This window comes from Salidesulfovibrio onnuriiensis, from assembly GCF_008001235.1.
GTDB classification, from domain to species: Bacteria; Desulfobacterota; Desulfovibrionia; order Desulfovibrionales; family Desulfovibrionaceae; genus Pseudodesulfovibrio; species Pseudodesulfovibrio onnuriiensis.
Map to the genome: position 1 here is coordinate 818,029 of NZ_CP040751.1, position 16,540 is coordinate 834,568.

Here is a 16,540-nt window from a genome sequence, read left to right on the forward strand (position 1 = left end):
TACCCCTCTGAGCGGATTCGCTGTCAGGGGGGCGGGAAATTTGTGTTCAATCCGAGGTGAGCAGGGTGATCAGTTTTTCGGCCATGGGGTATTGCCGGATGAGCGCGGACCGGTCGCCGTGTTCGTAGTCGGCGTATTCGAAGCCCGGGGCCACGGTACAGCCCAGCAGGCCGAAACTGCCGCCCGGCAGAAGGCGCGTTCCCTGCCAGACGCCCTTGGGCGCCAGCGCCTGGAGCTTATGGCCCGCGGCGATGTCCTGGCCGAGAACGATGGTCTTTGCCGATCCATCCGGGTGCAGTTGGATCATTTCGCAGGGATCCCCCAGATAGAAGTGAAAGATCTCGTCGCTTTTCAGCCTGTGAATGTGCGAGAAGGTCGCCGGGGTGAGCATGTAGTAGATGGCCGTGCCGTGTGCTCGCGGGCCGTCGTATGGGCCGGGCAGGTGCTCTTGGAGCACGCTTTCCGCGCTACGGTAGGTCTCGGCAAAGAAACCGCCTTCCTCGGGGTGCGGCTCCAGGCGCAACAGGCGGATGACGTCTTCCGGCGTAAGCGCGCTCATGCCCTACCCCCCGTAATGCGGCGGCGGTACGTCGCTGGTTTCCATCTCCGAGGCCTCGGCCAGTTCCTTGAACTTGCGGGCCATGATGTTGAACAGTTTTTCCAGTTCATCCAGCTGCTTTTGCTGTTCGTAGACCACCTCGTTGAGCTGCTCGATGGTCCGCTCCTGCTCGGCGGTAATGGCTTCCAGCCGTTCTATGCGATCTTCCATTGCGGTACTCCTGTTGCTTCAGCCGCAGGAATACGCACGAACCGGCAGACAGTAAAGGATTATACCTTCTGTTCCACCTTGCTGAAGCAGGGGATGCACAGGGTCTGGCCGTCAAAGCGCCGGGTGCGCGATTCCATGGCTCCCTCGCCGCAGTGGTCGCAGACCAGGGTGGCCAGAATCTTTGCGGGCCTCGGGATGAGGGTGTCGGGCTCGCTGATGTGGAAGACCTCCTCCAGCGGGGCGTCCATGAGATTTTGCTGTTGCTCCCGGCGCAGAAGGGCGAGGCGTTCCTCTTCCTCGGGCGTGGCGGTTCCATCCACGCTTTTCTTCATGAGGTCGCGGCATTCGGCGTAGTTGGGGCCCATGGCCTCGGGCCGGAGCAGGGCGCGGAGGCCCTTGCCGTCGTTTTTGCGGTAGAAGGTGAAGGCGTTCTTGCCCCAGTCCCGGTGGATCAGGTTGCCCTTGCCAAAGGTGCAGCCGGTCAGGAACTGGATGGCGTCCACCCCGCACATGTCGGTTTCGCAGATGGTGGTCAGGGGCGTGTCGTTGTTGTGGCCGAATTCCCGCAGGCAGAGCTCCGCGGCGCGGATGCCGATGGACAGGCCCGGACAGACATGGCCGTGAAAGTCGATGGTTGCCTCGATGCGTTCCCGGGGGATGGTGGTGCTCATGGTCCGCTCCTATTGGGTCAGGTTGTGCTCATGTTGGTGTTCGCGAAGGAAATCGGCCTCCATGGTGTCCATGGGAACAACCACGGGCCTCCCCGCCACATGTTCGATATGCACCGGGACGTTGTAGACGTCCTCGATGATCTCCGCCGTGATCCGGCCGCGATCCACTGCGGCGTGGATGCGCCCGTCCTTGAGAAAAAGGAATTTGTCGGCAAAGCGCAGGGCCTGGTTGAGGTCGTGCATGGTCATCACCGCTGCCACGGCATGGCTGCGCACCACGGCCCGCACCAGGGAGAGGATCTCCACCTGGTTGCGTAGGTCCAGGCTGCTGGTGGGCTCGTCCAGAAGCAGCACGCGCGGTTCCTGGACCAGGGCACGGGCAATGCTGATCTTCTGCACCTCGCCGCCGCTCATTTCGTCCAGGTGGCGCAGGGCCAGTTTTTCCAGGCGCAGCCGTTTCACTGCCGAATCCACGATGCGCAGATCCCGGTCGCAAACGCGCCAACGGATGTGGGGCTTGCGGCCCATGAGGATGGCGTCAAAGGCCGTCATGCGTCCTGTCTCCTGCTTCTGGGCCACATAACCCAGCCTGCGGGCGATTGCGCCGGGTTCCATCTTGCAGACATCGGCATCGTCCACCAGGACGCAGCCGCCCGTGGGGCGGTGGATGGCGTTCATGCACTTGAGCAGGGTGGTCTTGCCCACGCCGTTGGGACCCATGATGGCCAGGACCTCGCCCTCTTCCACGCCGAAGTGCACGCCCTTGAGCACGGACAGGCTCTTGTAGGAAAATTCCAGGCCGTGAACGTTGAGGATCATGAGTTCCTCCTGGTGATGAGGTAGAGGAAGGCCGGAGCCCCGAGAAAGGCGGTCAGCACCGAGACGGGGAGAATGTGCGGGGCCAGCAGGAGCCGGGCCACCGTATCCGAAGCCAGCAGGAGAACCCCGCCGAAGAGGATGGAGGCCGGGATGAGGAAACGGTGGTCGTCCCCCACGAACCGCCGCACCATGTGTGGGCAGACAAGGCCCACGAATCCGATGATGCCGACAAAGGAGACGATGACGGCTGTCAGGAGGGAGGACACGAACATTCCGAGGATCCTGACCCGTTCCACCTGAACCCCCAGACCCTTTGCGGTTTCGTCGCCCGCATTGATGGCGTTGTAGTTCCAGCGGTTGCAGATGAAATAGACGCAGCCTGCGCCGGTGACCGAGCCCATGACGGCCAGTTCGGGCCAGTTGGCCCGGGCCGTGTCGCCGAAGGTCCAGAAGACCATGGCCGCCAGCTGCACGTCGTCCGCAAAGTACTGCAGGAACATGGTGCCCGCGGTGAAGAGCGCCCAGAGGGCGACCCCGGCCAGGACGGTGGTCTCCGGGGACGACCTGCGGATGCGGGAGATGGCGATGATGGTCAGGGTTGCGACCAGGCTCATGGCAAAGGCCACCGATGTCGTCACATAGGGGTTGTTGATGACGATGGCGTCCGTGCCCGTGGAGTGCATGGAACCCGAGTCCAAGACCATGACCGAAAGCGCGGCCCCGAAGGATGCGGCATGGGTGATGCCCAGGGTGAAGGGGGAACCCAGAGGGTTGCGGAGCACGGATTGCATGACCACCCCGGCCACGGCCAGGCCCGCCCCGGCCACGATGGCCGCCAGGGCCTGGGGCAGGCGGATGTTCCAGATGATGGCGTCCCAGCGCTTGCTGGCGGCCGAGCCTGTGAGGGCCAGCCAAACCTCGGCCAGGGGAATGTTCACGGCCCCGCAGCTGATGGCGACCACCAGGGCCGCCGCCAGCACCAAGCCGGTTCCGGCAATGATTGTCCGCTTGCGGTTGACGTGCCGGAGATAGTCGGCCGGGAGAACTCCATCATCAAAGTGCATGGCTACCTACTTGCTGAGGATTTTGCCCTTGTCGCCGATGCGGATCACGGACGGGTCCAGCCGCTTGAAGGCCAGGCCGCCGAATGCCGCCGACAGGTCCGTGAACACGGGCTTGCCCACCAAGAACGTGTAGATCTCGTCGGCTTTGGATGCGGAGTCCACGTCCGCAAAGGCCTCGGGATACAGGATCTTGCCGATGAAATAGGCGTCGGCCAGGGTGTTGCCGTGGTTTGAGGTGTACCAGTTGTAGGGCAGCACGCCGAAGACCCGGTCCTGCTTGCAGGCGGTCAGTTCCTGGAAGGACGGGTCGTTGTGCAGTTCGTAGAGGGAGTTGGATTCGGCCCCGGCCCGGATGGTGGAGAGGTCCACGAACAGGTAGCCCGGGTTCCATTCCAGGATCATTTCCTTGGCCATGTCCGCATGGCGCAGGGGTTCGGAACCGTCCTGCGGCGCGGCCACGTTGCGGGCGTTCAGGAACTGGAACGGGGGGTAGCCGGGTTCGGTGGAACGGAAACCGTGGGGCCCCTTGAAGGCGATGCCGCCCACGTAGCAACTGGGGCCCTGGAGGCCTTCGGTTCGTTTCTGCAGGTCCGCAATGGTGTTTTCCATGAAGTCGACGACCGCCTTGGCCCGATCCTCGGCGCCCAGCACCTTGGCCATGAGGGTCAGAGCCTGCTTCATGGCGTTCCTGCGCACGCCGAGGTCGCCGTAGTCGAGCACCACTACCGGAATGCCGGTTTTCTGCTGCAATTCGTCGGGATCATGTCCCATGGTGCCGTATGTCTTGAAGATCACCTGGGGCTGCGGCTCCAGCGCGGCGATGAGCTCCGGGTTGTCGTGCCCCCGGAATTGGCCGAACAGCGGCAGCTGCTTGAACTGCGGGTTGGCCATTGCATAGGGGCGGGCGTCGATGAGCCGGACCTCGAGCTCGGCGCTGTCCACCCCCACGATGCGGTCCTGCGCCTGGAGATAGGTCAGGTAGCGCAGACAGCCGGACCCGGAGGCCAGCACGCGCTGCGGGTGCACGGGCACCTCGACGCTGCGTCCAGCCATGTCCGTGATGGTCATTGTGGACGTGGTTGCGGTTTGTTGTGGTTGGTTCTGGTCGCAGCCGAACAGGAAAAGCGAGACAAGGGCAAGCAGGAACAGGCGTCGCATCATTGTAAAAACCTACTGTAGATGTTGGGTACGGGATATTTTACGATGAACGCAATGAGTATAAAAATACAGAAAACGTGTCAAACGGGGGCGGAATTCGAGAGGGAAAATCCGCAGGGATTTTTCAGGTCCGGTTGGTCAGGACAACCCCGGCGATGACCATGCAGCCGCCCAGCAACAGCGAGAGCTCCAGGGCTTCGCCGAGCATGAGTGAGGCAAAGAGCAGGGCGAAGATCGGCACCAGGTTGATGAAGATGCCTGCCCGGGACGGGCCGATGGCCTGGATGCCCTTGTAGTACCAGGCATAGCTCAGGCCCGTGGCCAGCACGCCCAGGTAGAGGATACAGCCCCAGTCCGTGAGGGAAGCCCTGGCAATGTCCTCTGCAAGGCCCGTGTGCAGGGCCGGGAAGAACAGAAAGGCCGAGCCGAAAAGACAGGACCACATGACCGCAACGGGCGGGGAGAGATGCTTCATGGCCGAGCGCCCGCCCAGGGAATAGGCGGTCCAGGCGGCCACGCAGCCCAGGATGAGCAGGTCGCCGGTGGAAACGCCCTGGCGCAGCAGGGTCATTGGGTTCCCGTTGGAGAGCACCACGGCCACGCCGCACAGGGAGAGCAGGGTCCCGAATATGCGCACCGGCCCGAATCGCTCCTTGTAGAGCAAGGCGGACAGGCCGGAGATGCATACCGGAATGCAGGCCACGATGAGGGCGGCCCGGCCCGCGGTGCTGTATTGCAGTCCCTTGAAGAAGAACCAGCTGTACATGAAGACGCCAGTGGCTCCTAGAAAGGCCGCATGGGGCGCAAGCCGCCAGGAAATCTTGGGAAAGCCCCCCTGGCCGTGGCTCACGAACAGGACCAGGAAGACGGAGGCCGAGAAAAAGCGCAGGAAGGAGGCGGACAGGGGAGCCATGTGGGTCGCCAGCACACGGCCGGCCACCCAGGTGCCGCCCCAGAGGGCCATGGTCAGCACCAGCAGGAAAAAGACGAAAGGAGTGGAGTTCCGGTTCATGATCCTGGTGGTACTGCCGGGGGCCGTGTCCGTCCAATCGGAAAAGCGGATACCTGGTCCTGGATCCGTTTATATCCCGAGCATGGCCACGGCCCGGCAGGGCGATCCGTCGCTGCCCCTGATGGGCAGGGGCAGGCAGGAAAAGGTGAACGGCTCCCTGGGCAGCAGCTCCAGGTTGGTCAGGTTTTCGATACAGACCATGCCCGCCCGGAACAGAGCCATGTGCGCTTCGTAGTCGTGGGTTTCCAGCGGGTCCGGAGAGGGGCTGTCCATGCCCACGCCTCGCAGGTCCAGTCCGGTGAGGAACCGGGCGGCCAGCACGCTTAGCTCGGGCCAGTCCCGGTAGTACTGGTCGTTTCCCCAGTGCCTGTCCCAGCCTGTGCGCAGCAGCACGAAGTCCAGGTCGTTCGTTTTGGTCAGGGAGGACAGATGTTCCGGAGTGATGAGCTGGCCCGCTTCGGTGAGGTCCACCACCATTGCCTTGCCCACGAAGTATTCCGCCTGGAACCAGTCGATGGTCGGGCCTTCCTGAAGCATGTGGTACGGCGCGTCCATGTGGGTGCCGGTGTGCACGCCCATGTCCAGGGCCGTGACCGAGAAGCCGTAGGTCTCATAGGTGCAGGGGCGCGGAAACCGGGGCGGCGTGTCTTCCGGGTATACGGGCATGCCGGGCTGAAGCGGATGGGTCAGGTCGATGACTTTCATGGGGAGCCTCCTTTTTCAACTGGTGAACATGAGCGCGTTGGGTCGTTCTGTGGTGGGCCGGTCCGGGGTCAGCGCTGCGTTTACGTTTTCCCGCATCCGGGCCATGGAATTGCCCTTGAGCAGTTCGCTCTGCATGCGTAGGCCGTAGGAAAAATTGGCGGTGATGTACACGGCTATTTTCTTGAACAGCTTGACCTGCCGGGCCGGGTGGTCGAAATGCTCCTCAATGGCGTCCAGGAGCTTCAGGGCATACTGGCGGTAGGCGTCCTCCCGGGGGGCGTTGTCACCCGCCATCTGGGAGAAAATCCAGGGCCGGGCAATGGCCATGCGGCCGAGGGCGATTCCGTCGCAGCCGGTGTGTTCGAACATTTTCAGGGCATCATCCGGGGTGCAGACGTTACCGTTGCCGATGACCGGGATGGACACCGCCTCCTTGAGAAGCCGGATGTGGTCCCAGACCGGAGGGCGTGAGCGTTTGTCCGGAGCCACGCGGGGATGGAAGACCAGGGCGTCCGCCCCGGCCTGCTCGAATGCCTTGCCCAGGTTCACGGCCGGTCCGGGGTCGCCGCTCCAGCCCGTACGGAATTTGATCGTCACCGGGATGCCTACAGCCTGGCGTACCGCCCGAACCACGTCCACGGCCCGGTCAGGGGCGCGCAGCAGGTCGGCCCCGCAGCCCTTCTTGCAGATGCCGCCCACGGAACAGCCCATGTTGATGTCCACCCCGAAAAAACCCTCGGCCTCCACGCGCCGGGCCGCAGGGACGAATTCCTCGGGCCGTGCCCCGGCCAACTGGCAGGAAAGATGGGGCAGCTCCTCCTTGCGGAACTTGAAGATGGGCGAGGTTGCCGGGTTCTCCTTGGGCAGGCCTAGGGCGCTGCACATTTCCGACACCATGAGCCCGCAACCGCCATAGCCTTCCAGCACCTGCCGGAAGGCCACATGGCCGAGTCCGACCATGGGGGCGAGCCAGAGCCTGTTGGCAACGGTCCTCCCCCCACGTTCAGTGGGCGGTTGACCAGTCGTGCGAGTGTCTCCCGGGTATTCATGCCTGTTTTCCTGTTCTGCGGGCAACCGGTTATCCTGATTCCCCTTTCGCGTCCAGCCGTCCCCCTGTCAACAGTCTTTTTTTTCCCTGTGACGTCCTTTTGCCGTGCTTTTTTGTCCGGCCGGGAAAAGCGGGGGTAAGGTGCCTGAAACCTTCTCGGAACAGGAGCAGAGCATGAGTATTGCCACACCGGCGTTGACGAATTTCACCTCCGGGGAATTGAGCCCCAGGTTGGAAGGCCGTACCGACCTGGCCAAGTATTTCAACGGCTGCAGGACGCTGGTCAACTTTCATGTCCATCCCCACGGGGGAGCCACCCGGCGTTCCGGGTTCCGGTTCGTGGCCGAGGCCTTGGGCCGGGAAAAGCCGGTCCTGCTCATTCCCTTCGAGTTCAACCCGGAGCAGACCTACATCCTTGAGCTGGGAGAGGACGCCAGCGGCCGGGGTTGCATGCGGGTCTTCACCGATCACGGCCTGGTGCTGGACAGCCAGGGACAGGTCTATGTGAAGGACATGCCCTATAGGGCCGAGGAGTTCTCCCGGTTGCGCTACGTCCAGTCCAACGATGTGCTCATTTTGGTGCATGCCAAGCACCCGCCGCGCCGGCTGACCCGCACCGGGCACGACAAATGGAAACTGGAGGAAGTGTTTTTTCTGGGCAAGCCCGAGGCCTGGAAGGAGGATAACTATCCCTCCTGCTGCTGTTTTTTCGAGGAGCGCCTGGTGCTGGCCGCCACGCCGGACAAACCCGGCACCATCTGGTTTTCCCGTACCGGCGACATGAACGATTTCCGGCTCAAGACCTGCGAGGTGCCGCAGGAGAAGTGGCGCGACCTGCTCATCAAAGGTTCCAAGCGGGGCCGGGCCAACGACACCTTCGTGGTGCTCATGGGTGGACTGTTCGACAAGTCCGCGGGCATCCGGGGGCTCAATGCGAAAGGCGAGGATTGCTATTACCGGTACAAGGGAAATCGCGTTTTTGCCCCGGACACCAAGGATCAGACCGTGACCTTCGTGCACAATCCGTCTTCGGACAGCCATATCGAGTCCATTTGGGATGCATCCGGCGTCCTGCGAGACGGATTTTGGGATTGTCTCAAGGCGGGCGACCGCGTGGAGGCCCCTGCAGGGGACAAGCCCTTGGATGACGACGCCATCGAAGTGACCCTGGCCGGGCGCGAGGGCAACAACATCGAATTTTTGGTGCCCAAGGCCCGGCTTTGGGTGGGCACCACCGGGGGGGAATGGACCGTGGGCGGCGCCCGGCTCGGGGCCACCACGCCAGACAATATCAAGGCCAACCACGAGGGCTCCTGCGGCTCCTCGGGGGCGCGTCCGGAAACCGTGGGCTTTTCCACCCTGTTCATCCAGCGTTCGGGCACCAAGATTCGCTGTATGTCCTATCGCTATGATTCGGATGCCTATTCCTCTTCGGACCTGACCCTGCTTTCCGAGCACATCACCGGGCCGGGCGTGTCGCAGCTGGCCTATGTGCAGGAGCCGGATTCCACGGTTTACGGCATCCGCAAGGACGGAACCCTGGTGGCCCTGACCTATGAGCAGGACGAGGAAGTCATGGCCTGGACCCGGCTGGAGACTCTGGGGAGGGTGGAGTCCATTGCCTCGATCCATGACGACAGCACCCGGCGCGACGAATTGTGGGCCGTGGTGCGAAGGTCGGTGAACGGCAGCGAGCGGCGCTACATCGAATATCTGGAGGGAGGTTTTGACGGGCCGGTGGAAGAGGCCTTTTTCGTGGACAGCGGGCTTTCCTACCGGGGCGAGCCCATAGAGTCCCTTTCCGGGTTGCAGCACCTGGCGGGCGAGATGGTCAGCGTGCTTGCGGACGGTGCCGTGCAGCCGGACCGGAAGGTGGCTGCCGACGGCAGCATCGAATTGGACCGGCCTGCGCGCGTGGTGCATGCAGGGCTTCCCTATAGGTCGATGTTGCAGCCCATGCGCCTGGATGCCGGGAGCGAGCGGGGTACGGCCCAGACCAAGCGCAAGCGTATCATTCGTGTTTCGGCTCGATTTCACAAGACCCTGGGCGGCCGGATCGGACCGTCCGAGGAGAGGCTTGAACCGGTGTATTTTCGGTCTGCGTCCGCGCCCATGGGCAGCCCCCCGGGGCTTTGGTCCGGGGACAAGGGAATCCGTTTCCCCAAGGGATGGGATCGCGACGGCGTCCTGACCATCGTGCAGGATCAGCCTTTGCCCATGACCGTGCTCATGATCGTACCGGAAGTGGTCATCAACGAATAAAAGGAGAGGTTTGTATGGGATATTCGGGAGCGGCGGGCAGCGCCGCCGGAGGCTCAGCCGCGGGCGGTGCGGGCGGCGTGTGGGGCATGGTTTTCAGTACCGCCATGAACCTTGTGCAGCAGAAACTCCAGGCTGATGCGCAGAACAGCGCCTGGAAGGATGCGGAAGAGGCTGCGGAAAATCAGGCGTTGCTTCAGGAGGAGCAGGCCAAGGGAGAAGCGGCCGAGTCGTTGCTTCAGTCCAGACGGGAAATTTCCCGATACCGCAAGGAAGCGGCCCAGCGCAGGGCGGCGACCCGCGCCGAATGGGGTGGAGCAGGGCTGGCCAACAGCGGTTCCGTGGCGCTCGGACAGGCCGCCGATGCGGTCCAGGACAGGCTTGATGCCGACGACATGCGTTTCAATGCCCAGCAACAGGCGCAGGGCATCCTGTCCCGGGGACGGGCCAAGGCCAATGCCACGCGCATCGGCGGGGGCGCGGACATCAAGAAAAGCACTCTTTCTCTCGGCTCCGGAATTTACGGGCCGAGGAGGTAACAATGACGGTTTCATCCACCATTTCGCGTACGGCGTACTCCGGCAACGGCTCCACCAGGAATTTCGCAATACCGTTCATGTTCATCAAGGACAGTGACCTGGAGATCGTGCTTCGCGCCGCTTCCGGTACGGAGGCGCAGCTTTCCATTTCCACGGACTATACCCTGTCCGGCGCAGGAGAACAGCACGGGGGCGTTTGTTCTTTGAACTCGGCTCCCAAAGCCGGAGAAGTGCTGGTCATCAGGCGCAACCCGGCAATGATCCAGGAGGTCGACTACCTGGAAAACGACGCCTTTCCTGCCCAAAGTCATGAATCCGCCCTGGATCTGCTGACCATGATCTGCCAGGCGCTCTCCGAGCGTTTGGACCGGACGGTCTCCCTGAGGTTGTCCTCGGCCGTGACCGGCGTGGAGATCCCCGATCCCGATCCGGGGACCGCCCTGGTCTGGAATGATTCCGGTGACAATCTGACAAACAAGAGCCTTGTCGCCCAAGGGCTGGTGGGGTTGCCTTTGGAGATATCCCAGGGGGGCACCGGCTGCACCTCCGCTGCCGACGTCCTTGCCGCCTTTGGAGGCGAGCCTGCGGATGCCTCCCTGCTCAAGAACGCGAAGCAGGGCCAATCTCTGGAGGCGGCCTTCCTGGAGCCCTATTTCGAAATAACCGACGCTGCTGAGCCCCCCATCAACCTTGCTGCGCGCAATCGCTTCAAGTGGATATTGAGCGCGGACCGGACCTTTCCGGATTTGAATCCGGCAGCCGAAGGGGAGTGGCATTTCAACGTTTATTCAGGTGGGCACGCCCTGACCCTGGCCGCCGAGTGGGGGGCAAGATTGTCGGGGAGATCCAGGCCGGAGCCTCCATGCACCGCCTGTGCCTCGTCAACGACGGCACGAGCCTGACCCTCTACATCGACAACAAAGGAGGCGCATGATGGCCCGGACACCGAAACGGGGGCATGTGGGAGGAGGGGCGGCCAAGGTGTATCCGTACGAGATTCAGCAGAGCGCCTTTTTTCCGGGCGTGAACGGGGTTTCATATCTGGAACGCACCATTGCAGCCAGCTCCGCAGATCGCACAAAGGCCACGTTTTCCTGCTGGGTTCGTCCGAATCAGGCGGCTACGTCGAACTTCCCGTGGCTGTTTGGCGCAGGGCCAACAAGCGCTGTCATGAATCCACGTTTTGGTATCTGGCTTGGGAGGGATACGGTAACGACATATGGGCTCATGATTTATGAAGCGAACTCCGCGGGAACCGTTAGGGTCGATTATCGGGTGGACAACTCCAAGCTTTTTGCCGATCCGGCTGGATGGTATCATATTTTCGTTGTTATCAACAGCAACGAAGCAATATCTGCAGACCGGATAAAAGCCTATATCAACGGTGCTCAGGTTTCGTTGATCGTACACAAGGCAGTGCCTTCGGGGCATGAGATACTTTGGGGAGATTGTACGCAGCCGCATCTTTTTGCTGGTGTACTTGCAGCAACTGCTACGAGCGCCATTTCGCATCCCAACTCGTATTATGCGGAAGTCGTTCACATTGATGGCCAAGTTCGTACTCCCGATGATTTCGGGCAATGGTCAAAGCTCATCCCATCCCTTTGGGTTCCCAAACAATACGTTGGGACTTATGGACGCAACGGGTTCCACCTCGACTTTGCCAATGGCGCGGCCCTTGGTAACGATGTGTCCGGTAACGGCAACCACTTCTCTGCGCAGGGTGCACCGTATCAGCTTCTTGATACACCGACCAACACGCATTGCGTTTGGAACAACCTTGTGTACGAATGGAACACCGGAAAGGGTGTCTACACCAACGGCAACCGCACGGCTTCAACCTCTGCAGACCAGTCCTTCTCAATGTCGCGAGGGACAGGCTTATACTCTGCTGTCGAGGGTGTTTATTGGGAATTGGCTCTCGATTCACTCGTGGATAATACCAATTACTACTACGGACTGTGTGCATATGATGCACCCTACGGCAACATGATTGCAGAAGACGGCTATTTTACATGCAGCGCAACTGGCTACTGGAAAGGTACCGTGTTGACCAATTGGGCGGCAAATCCCAATCTCAAGACAGGCGATGTTATACAGTTTGCAGCAAAAGATAACAAAATGTGGGTCGGGAAAAATGGCGCGTGGTTGGAAGGAGGCAACCCTGAGAACGGTACAAATCCGCTCATGACCGACTTACCCGATTGGATTGTCCCGTTCGTTACGCCATACAAAACGAACGAAATCACCACGCTGCATTCTGGTGCTACGGGGTTCACCTACACGCCGCCCTCTGGCTTCAAGACATTATGTACGGCCAACCTGCCGGAGCCGGAAATCCTTAACCCGGCAACCGGCAACGACATCGCACTGTATCAGGGCAATGGAACCACATTGGATATCAGCGGCCTCAACATGGCCCCGGATTACGCCAATATCAAAGACTGTTCGGCCTCGGCCCACTGGCTCATGTGCGACACGGTACGTGGTGCCACCAAAGCCTTGGCTACCAGCTACAGCGGCGCGGAGTCTACGGAAGCTACGTCTATCACGGCGTTCAATTCCGACGGGATTTCCCTCGGCAACTACAGCCGGGTGAACAACAGCGGCGCTAACTTCTTGGCGCAGTTCCTCAAGCGAGGGCCTGCGTTTGGCTTTGACATAGTGCCCTATAACGGTGCGGGTCTTGCTGGCTTGCAGATTGCGCACAACTGCGGCGGCGCGCCGGAACTTATCATCGTCAAATGCACGTCCGGTTCGCAGAATTGGGGCGTCTACCACGTTGCTGCTGGGGCCACCAAGTATGGGCTGTTGAATGACACCCGGGCTTTTAACTTATCCTCTTCTCTTTGGAACGACACAGAACCAACCGCAACACACTTTACAGTAGGTGATTGGACCGGTGTAAACCAAGACGGCCAGCAGTACGTTGCTTATATCTTCCGCTCCGTACCCGGATTTTCCAAGGTGTTCAGTTACGAAGGAAACGGAAACGCAGACGGCCCGTATACAGACCTCGGATTCAGGCCAAAGGCCATAATGCTTAAAGATTCGGCGGCTGCGGTGCCTTGGTACTTTTTCAACACGGAGGTTAATCCCATAAACCCTGTTGAAGATTACCTGTACCCGAACGCTGAGAACGCAGAACAGACCGCAGCAGGACTCCTCACATGTACGAGTACAGGATTCAAGGTAAGCCGAGTCTCTGGTGGCATCAATACAAACGGTGACACCATCATAGGCATTGCCTGGGCTGAACAACCTTTCAAATACAGCAACGCTTTTTAGGAGGGAATGATGCAACTCAGACAGGAAACCTACTGGCTGCTGCCGAGAAACGGGCGAACCTACCGCGTGCTACCCCGGGAACAAATCAAAGGCCAGCCCATCCCGACCACGTGGGCCGGGGTTGGCCAGGCCCGGGCAAAAGAGCTGGGCGCGGTGGAGTGTCACCGTGATATGGTGCCGCCGTATCACTCCATCCCCGCAGAGACGGATCCCTGGACTGTGGAAGAGGCCGACGGGGTGAGGCATTATCGGCTGGATATGGCCATGCTGGTTCATGATGGTGAAGCCGAAAATGCGGCTTTGGCGGACAGCCTGCGCAGACAGCGCGATGAAAAGCTCAAAGAGAGCGACTGGGCCGTCCTGGCCCTGGAACGCCGCATCCGTCTGGCTGGCGGTACCGGGGACGGCGTGCCGTCCCTAGAGGAAAACTTGGCCCAGTGGGATGCCTACCGGGAAGCCCTGTGCACCCTTCCGGACTCCGCCGGATTTCCCCAGGAAGTGCAATGGCCTGAAAGGCCCGAATAGTTCGGACACCCTTTTCATACCAACATCATAGATCCCGAACGGGCGCGGGCCTGATCATCCCGCGCCTATCCGGCTGCGGCGAGCCGGGTGCATCTGTAAGAGGCGTTCATGCCATGGTAAATGGATTTACGGTAAGTTTTCGCAAGCTTGCTGGTCTTGTCTCACGCGTATGAAAAAGGAGTAGTGAATGTCTCAGTTCAACTACCAGATCAAGGACATCAGCCGCGCGCTGACCGCCGTCATCACCCTCAACTCCGGCGGCTCCGAGCCGTCCACCACCTATCCGTTCATGCTTTGGATGGATACCAGCGTCACTCCGGCCGTGCTCAAGCAGCGCACCGAGGCCGACGACGCCTGGATCGAGATCCTCAAGGCCGACAACATCCCCTTTGATGACGGCCAGACTCAGATTAACGCGGAAACCGTGCAGCAGGCCATCGAGAAGATCAAACAGCTCATCGACGCCCATGCGGCCCGTACCGACAACCCTCACCAGGTGACTGCTGAGCAGTCCGGGGCCTATACCAAGGCCGAGGTCGACGCGTTGCTGAAAAAAGCGGGCGCGGCACCTATCGGTTCCGTCACGGCCCTGGCTTCCTCCGTGATTTCGGAAGGCTGGCTGGCCTGCGACGGCGCGGAAGTCTCTCGTACGGACTATGCCGATCTGTTCGGCGTTCTCGGCGAGACCTTTGGCGTGGGCGACGGTTCCACCACCTTCAACCTGCCGGACCTGCGTGGAGAATTCATTCGCGGTCTGGACAGCGGTCGTGGCGTGGATGCTGCCCGAGAGCTGGGTTCCCAGCAGGATTATGCAATGGAAGATCATAATCACAAAATGCGTCTTGTTCAAAAAAGCGGCTCTGGTTCTGGCTGTGCAGGAAATGCTAGTTTTGACGCATATTCGAGTGAAACAGTGCAATCCACTGGTTTGTCGGGCTCTCCCTACAATGTTGCAAGTGAAACCCGTCCGCGCAACGTGGCCCTGACCTACATCATCAAATATTAACCGTTTCCCATTCAAGGGCCGTCTCGGGGCCGCCCGCCTTTGCAACATAAACACTCAAGGAGTGAAATACATGTCCCAATTCAATTACCCGTCTAACAACCTGGGCCAGGCCCTGGACGCCATCATCACCCTGAACTCCGGCGCTTCCGAACCTCCGGCCACCGCGCCGTACATGCTCTGGATGGACACCAGCAAGACCCCGGCCGTCATGCGCCAGCGCAACGGCGACGACACCGGCTGGATCGACCTGTTCGCCGCCAACGCCGTGGCGGCCGTTCCCGTGGGTACGGTCAACGCCATTGCCGGCGCGGCCATTCCCGACGGCTGGCTGGAATGCGATGGTGCGGAAGTCTCCCGCACCCAGTATGCCGACCTCTTCGGTCAGATCGGCACCATCTATGGCGTGGGCGACGGTTCCAGCACTTTCAACCTGCCGGACCTGCGCGGGGAATTCATTCGCGGTCTGGACAACGGTCGCGGTGTGGATGCCTCCCGTGCGCTCGGTTCCGAGCAGGGCGATGCCATCCGCAATATTACCGGCCGTTGGAAGAACTCTCAGATCAACACCCTCCCTGGCAATGCTATTCCGGAGAATTCCGGTGTGTTCTCCAAGTCTGGTAGCTACGCATACAAATACGATGGGGGAGCCCGGACCATCTCCGAATGGATGAACTTCGATGTTTCCACTCAGGTTCCAACCGCCGAGGAAAACCGTCCCCGCAACGTGGCAATGAAATACATCATCAAATACTAACCACATTCCGTTTAAGGGCCGCCTGCGGGCGGCCCGTCTTTTCAACAGCAATACGCAAGGAGAAAACATATGGCTCAGTTCAATTTTCCGTCCGACATCCTGCAGGCCTTGGACGCCCTCAATACCCTGAACTCAGGATCTGTCGAACCTCCGGCCACCGCGCCGTACATGCTTTGGATGGATACCGGTGCCGCCCCGGCCGTGCTCAAGCAGCGCAACGGCGACGACACCGGCTGGAACGTGCTGCTCACCGCTTCCAACACATCCTTTGACGACAGCACCGCCCAACTCGGCGCATCCGACGTGCAGGCGGCCATCGAGAAGATCAAGCAGTCCCTGGACACCATCCTGAACAAGCCCGCCGATGTGCCTGTGGGCTCCATCAACGCCCTGGCCGTTTCCACGGTTCCGGCAGGTTGGCTGGAGTGTGACGGCGCAGCCGTCTCCCGCACGGAATTCGCTGCCCTGTTTGCCCTGCTCGGCACCAAGTTCGGCGCTGGCGATGGTTTCAGCACCTTCAATCTGCCGGATCTGCGCGGCGAGTTCATTCGCGGTTGGGACAACGGCCGTGGCGTGGATGCGGACCGTGTATTAGGGACTTCCCAGTTGGCGGGCGTTGGAGAGCATGACCACTCGCTTCTCGTGAACATGTCGACTTGGGACGGTGGCGGCGGCCACGGTGGGTATGCCTATAACTATTCCGTGGGCAGCAATCACTTCCGGGGCCTGACTGGTGTAAACCAAGCTATCCACGGTTATAGCGATACGGTTGGTGGAGCTGGTGACTATGCTGGCCAGCCGCTGGTTAAAATGGCACAGGCTGATGCCGAAACCCGCCCCCGCAACGTGGCCCTCATGTATGTGATCAAGTACTAGCCTTAATTACACTTAGGCCGCCTTCGGGCGGCCATTTATCTACGGAT

The 16,540-nt window shown here is 60.9% G+C and carries 17 protein-coding genes; 8 read left to right on the forward strand and 9 right to left on the reverse strand.

The window, feature by feature from the left end; all coding sequences use genetic code 11:
* Positions 1-46 precede the first annotated feature (46 nt).
* The 9 genes from FGL65_RS03775 to FGL65_RS03815 form a co-directional block, all read right to left on the reverse strand.
* Positions 47-559 carry a cupin domain-containing protein gene (locus tag FGL65_RS03775; protein WP_147819726.1) on the reverse strand — a complete coding sequence of 171 codons (513 nt, stop codon included), beginning with the start codon at positions 557-559 and terminating at the stop codon, positions 47-49.
* A gap of 3 nt (positions 560-562) precedes the next feature.
* Positions 563-769, reverse strand: coding sequence for a SlyX family protein (locus FGL65_RS03780; RefSeq protein WP_147819727.1), 207 nt, complete (start codon positions 767-769; stop codon positions 563-565).
* 59 nt (positions 770-828) lie between these two features.
* On the reverse strand, positions 829-1,440 hold the full coding sequence (locus FGL65_RS03785) for an FmdE family protein (protein WP_147819728.1): 612 nt from the start codon (positions 1,438-1,440) through the stop codon (positions 829-831).
* Positions 1,441-1,449: 9 nt separating this feature from the next.
* Entirely contained in the window at positions 1,450-2,259 is an 810-nt protein-coding gene (locus FGL65_RS03790; protein ID WP_147819729.1) for an ABC transporter ATP-binding protein, read from the reverse strand.
* Positions 2,256-3,323: a FecCD family ABC transporter permease gene (locus FGL65_RS03795; RefSeq protein WP_147819730.1), complete on the reverse strand. Its 1,068-nt coding sequence runs from the start codon at positions 3,321-3,323 to the stop codon at positions 2,256-2,258. Before FGL65_RS03795 ends, FGL65_RS03790 begins: the two co-directional genes overlap by 4 nt.
* A 6-nt stretch (positions 3,324-3,329) precedes the next feature.
* On the reverse strand, positions 3,330-4,484 hold the full coding sequence (locus FGL65_RS03800; RefSeq protein WP_250645566.1) for an iron ABC transporter substrate-binding protein: 1,155 nt from the start codon (positions 4,482-4,484) through the stop codon (positions 3,330-3,332).
* A gap of 121 nt (positions 4,485-4,605) precedes the next feature.
* A complete protein-coding gene (locus tag FGL65_RS03805) occupies positions 4,606-5,493 on the reverse strand; it encodes a DMT family transporter (protein ID WP_147819731.1) in 888 nt (295 codons plus the stop codon).
* Between the two features lie 69 nt (positions 5,494-5,562).
* Complete coding sequence (locus FGL65_RS03810; protein WP_147819732.1) at positions 5,563-6,198, reverse strand: cyclase family protein; 636 nt, start codon at positions 6,196-6,198, stop codon at positions 5,563-5,565.
* 15 nt (positions 6,199-6,213) lie between these two features.
* Positions 6,214-7,158: a tRNA dihydrouridine synthase gene (locus FGL65_RS03815; RefSeq protein ID WP_147819733.1), complete on the reverse strand. Its 945-nt coding sequence runs from the start codon at positions 7,156-7,158 to the stop codon at positions 6,214-6,216.
* A gap of 262 nt (positions 7,159-7,420) precedes the next feature.
* Between FGL65_RS03815 and FGL65_RS03820 the strand changes: the two genes are divergently transcribed.
* The 8 genes from FGL65_RS03820 (at position 7,421) to FGL65_RS03855 (ending at position 16,493) form a co-directional block, all read left to right on the forward strand.
* Positions 7,421-9,508, forward strand: a complete 2,088-nt coding sequence (locus FGL65_RS03820) for a phage tail protein (protein WP_147819734.1) — start codon at positions 7,421-7,423, stop codon at positions 9,506-9,508.
* A 14-nt stretch (positions 9,509-9,522) separates the two neighbouring features.
* On the forward strand, positions 9,523-10,044 hold the full coding sequence (locus tag FGL65_RS03825) for a hypothetical protein (protein ID WP_147819735.1): 522 nt from the start codon (positions 9,523-9,525) through the stop codon (positions 10,042-10,044).
* Positions 10,045-10,046: 2 nt separating this feature from the next.
* Complete coding sequence (locus FGL65_RS03830; protein WP_147819736.1) at positions 10,047-10,946, forward strand: hypothetical protein; 900 nt, start codon at positions 10,047-10,049, stop codon at positions 10,944-10,946.
* Between the two features lie 28 nt (positions 10,947-10,974).
* Entirely contained in the window at positions 10,975-13,332 is a 2,358-nt protein-coding gene (locus FGL65_RS03835; RefSeq protein WP_147819737.1) for a DUF7483 domain-containing protein, read from the forward strand.
* A 6-nt stretch (positions 13,333-13,338) separates the two neighbouring features.
* The gene (locus tag FGL65_RS03840) at positions 13,339-13,857 is read left to right on the forward strand and encodes a phage tail assembly chaperone (protein WP_147819738.1); all 519 of its coding nucleotides are present in this window, start codon (positions 13,339-13,341) and stop codon (positions 13,855-13,857) included.
* A gap of 187 nt (positions 13,858-14,044) precedes the next feature.
* Complete coding sequence (locus FGL65_RS03845) at positions 14,045-14,863, forward strand: tail fiber protein (protein WP_147819739.1); 819 nt, start codon at positions 14,045-14,047, stop codon at positions 14,861-14,863.
* Between the two features lie 70 nt (positions 14,864-14,933).
* Positions 14,934-15,617 (forward strand): phage tail protein, encoded by a 684-nt coding sequence (locus tag FGL65_RS03850; RefSeq protein WP_147819740.1) that lies wholly within the window; start codon positions 14,934-14,936, stop codon positions 15,615-15,617.
* Positions 15,618-15,686: 69 nt separating this feature from the next.
* Positions 15,687-16,493 (forward strand): phage tail protein, encoded by an 807-nt coding sequence (locus FGL65_RS03855; RefSeq protein WP_147819741.1) that lies wholly within the window; start codon positions 15,687-15,689, stop codon positions 16,491-16,493.
* The last annotated feature ends 47 nt before the right edge of the window (positions 16,494-16,540 follow it).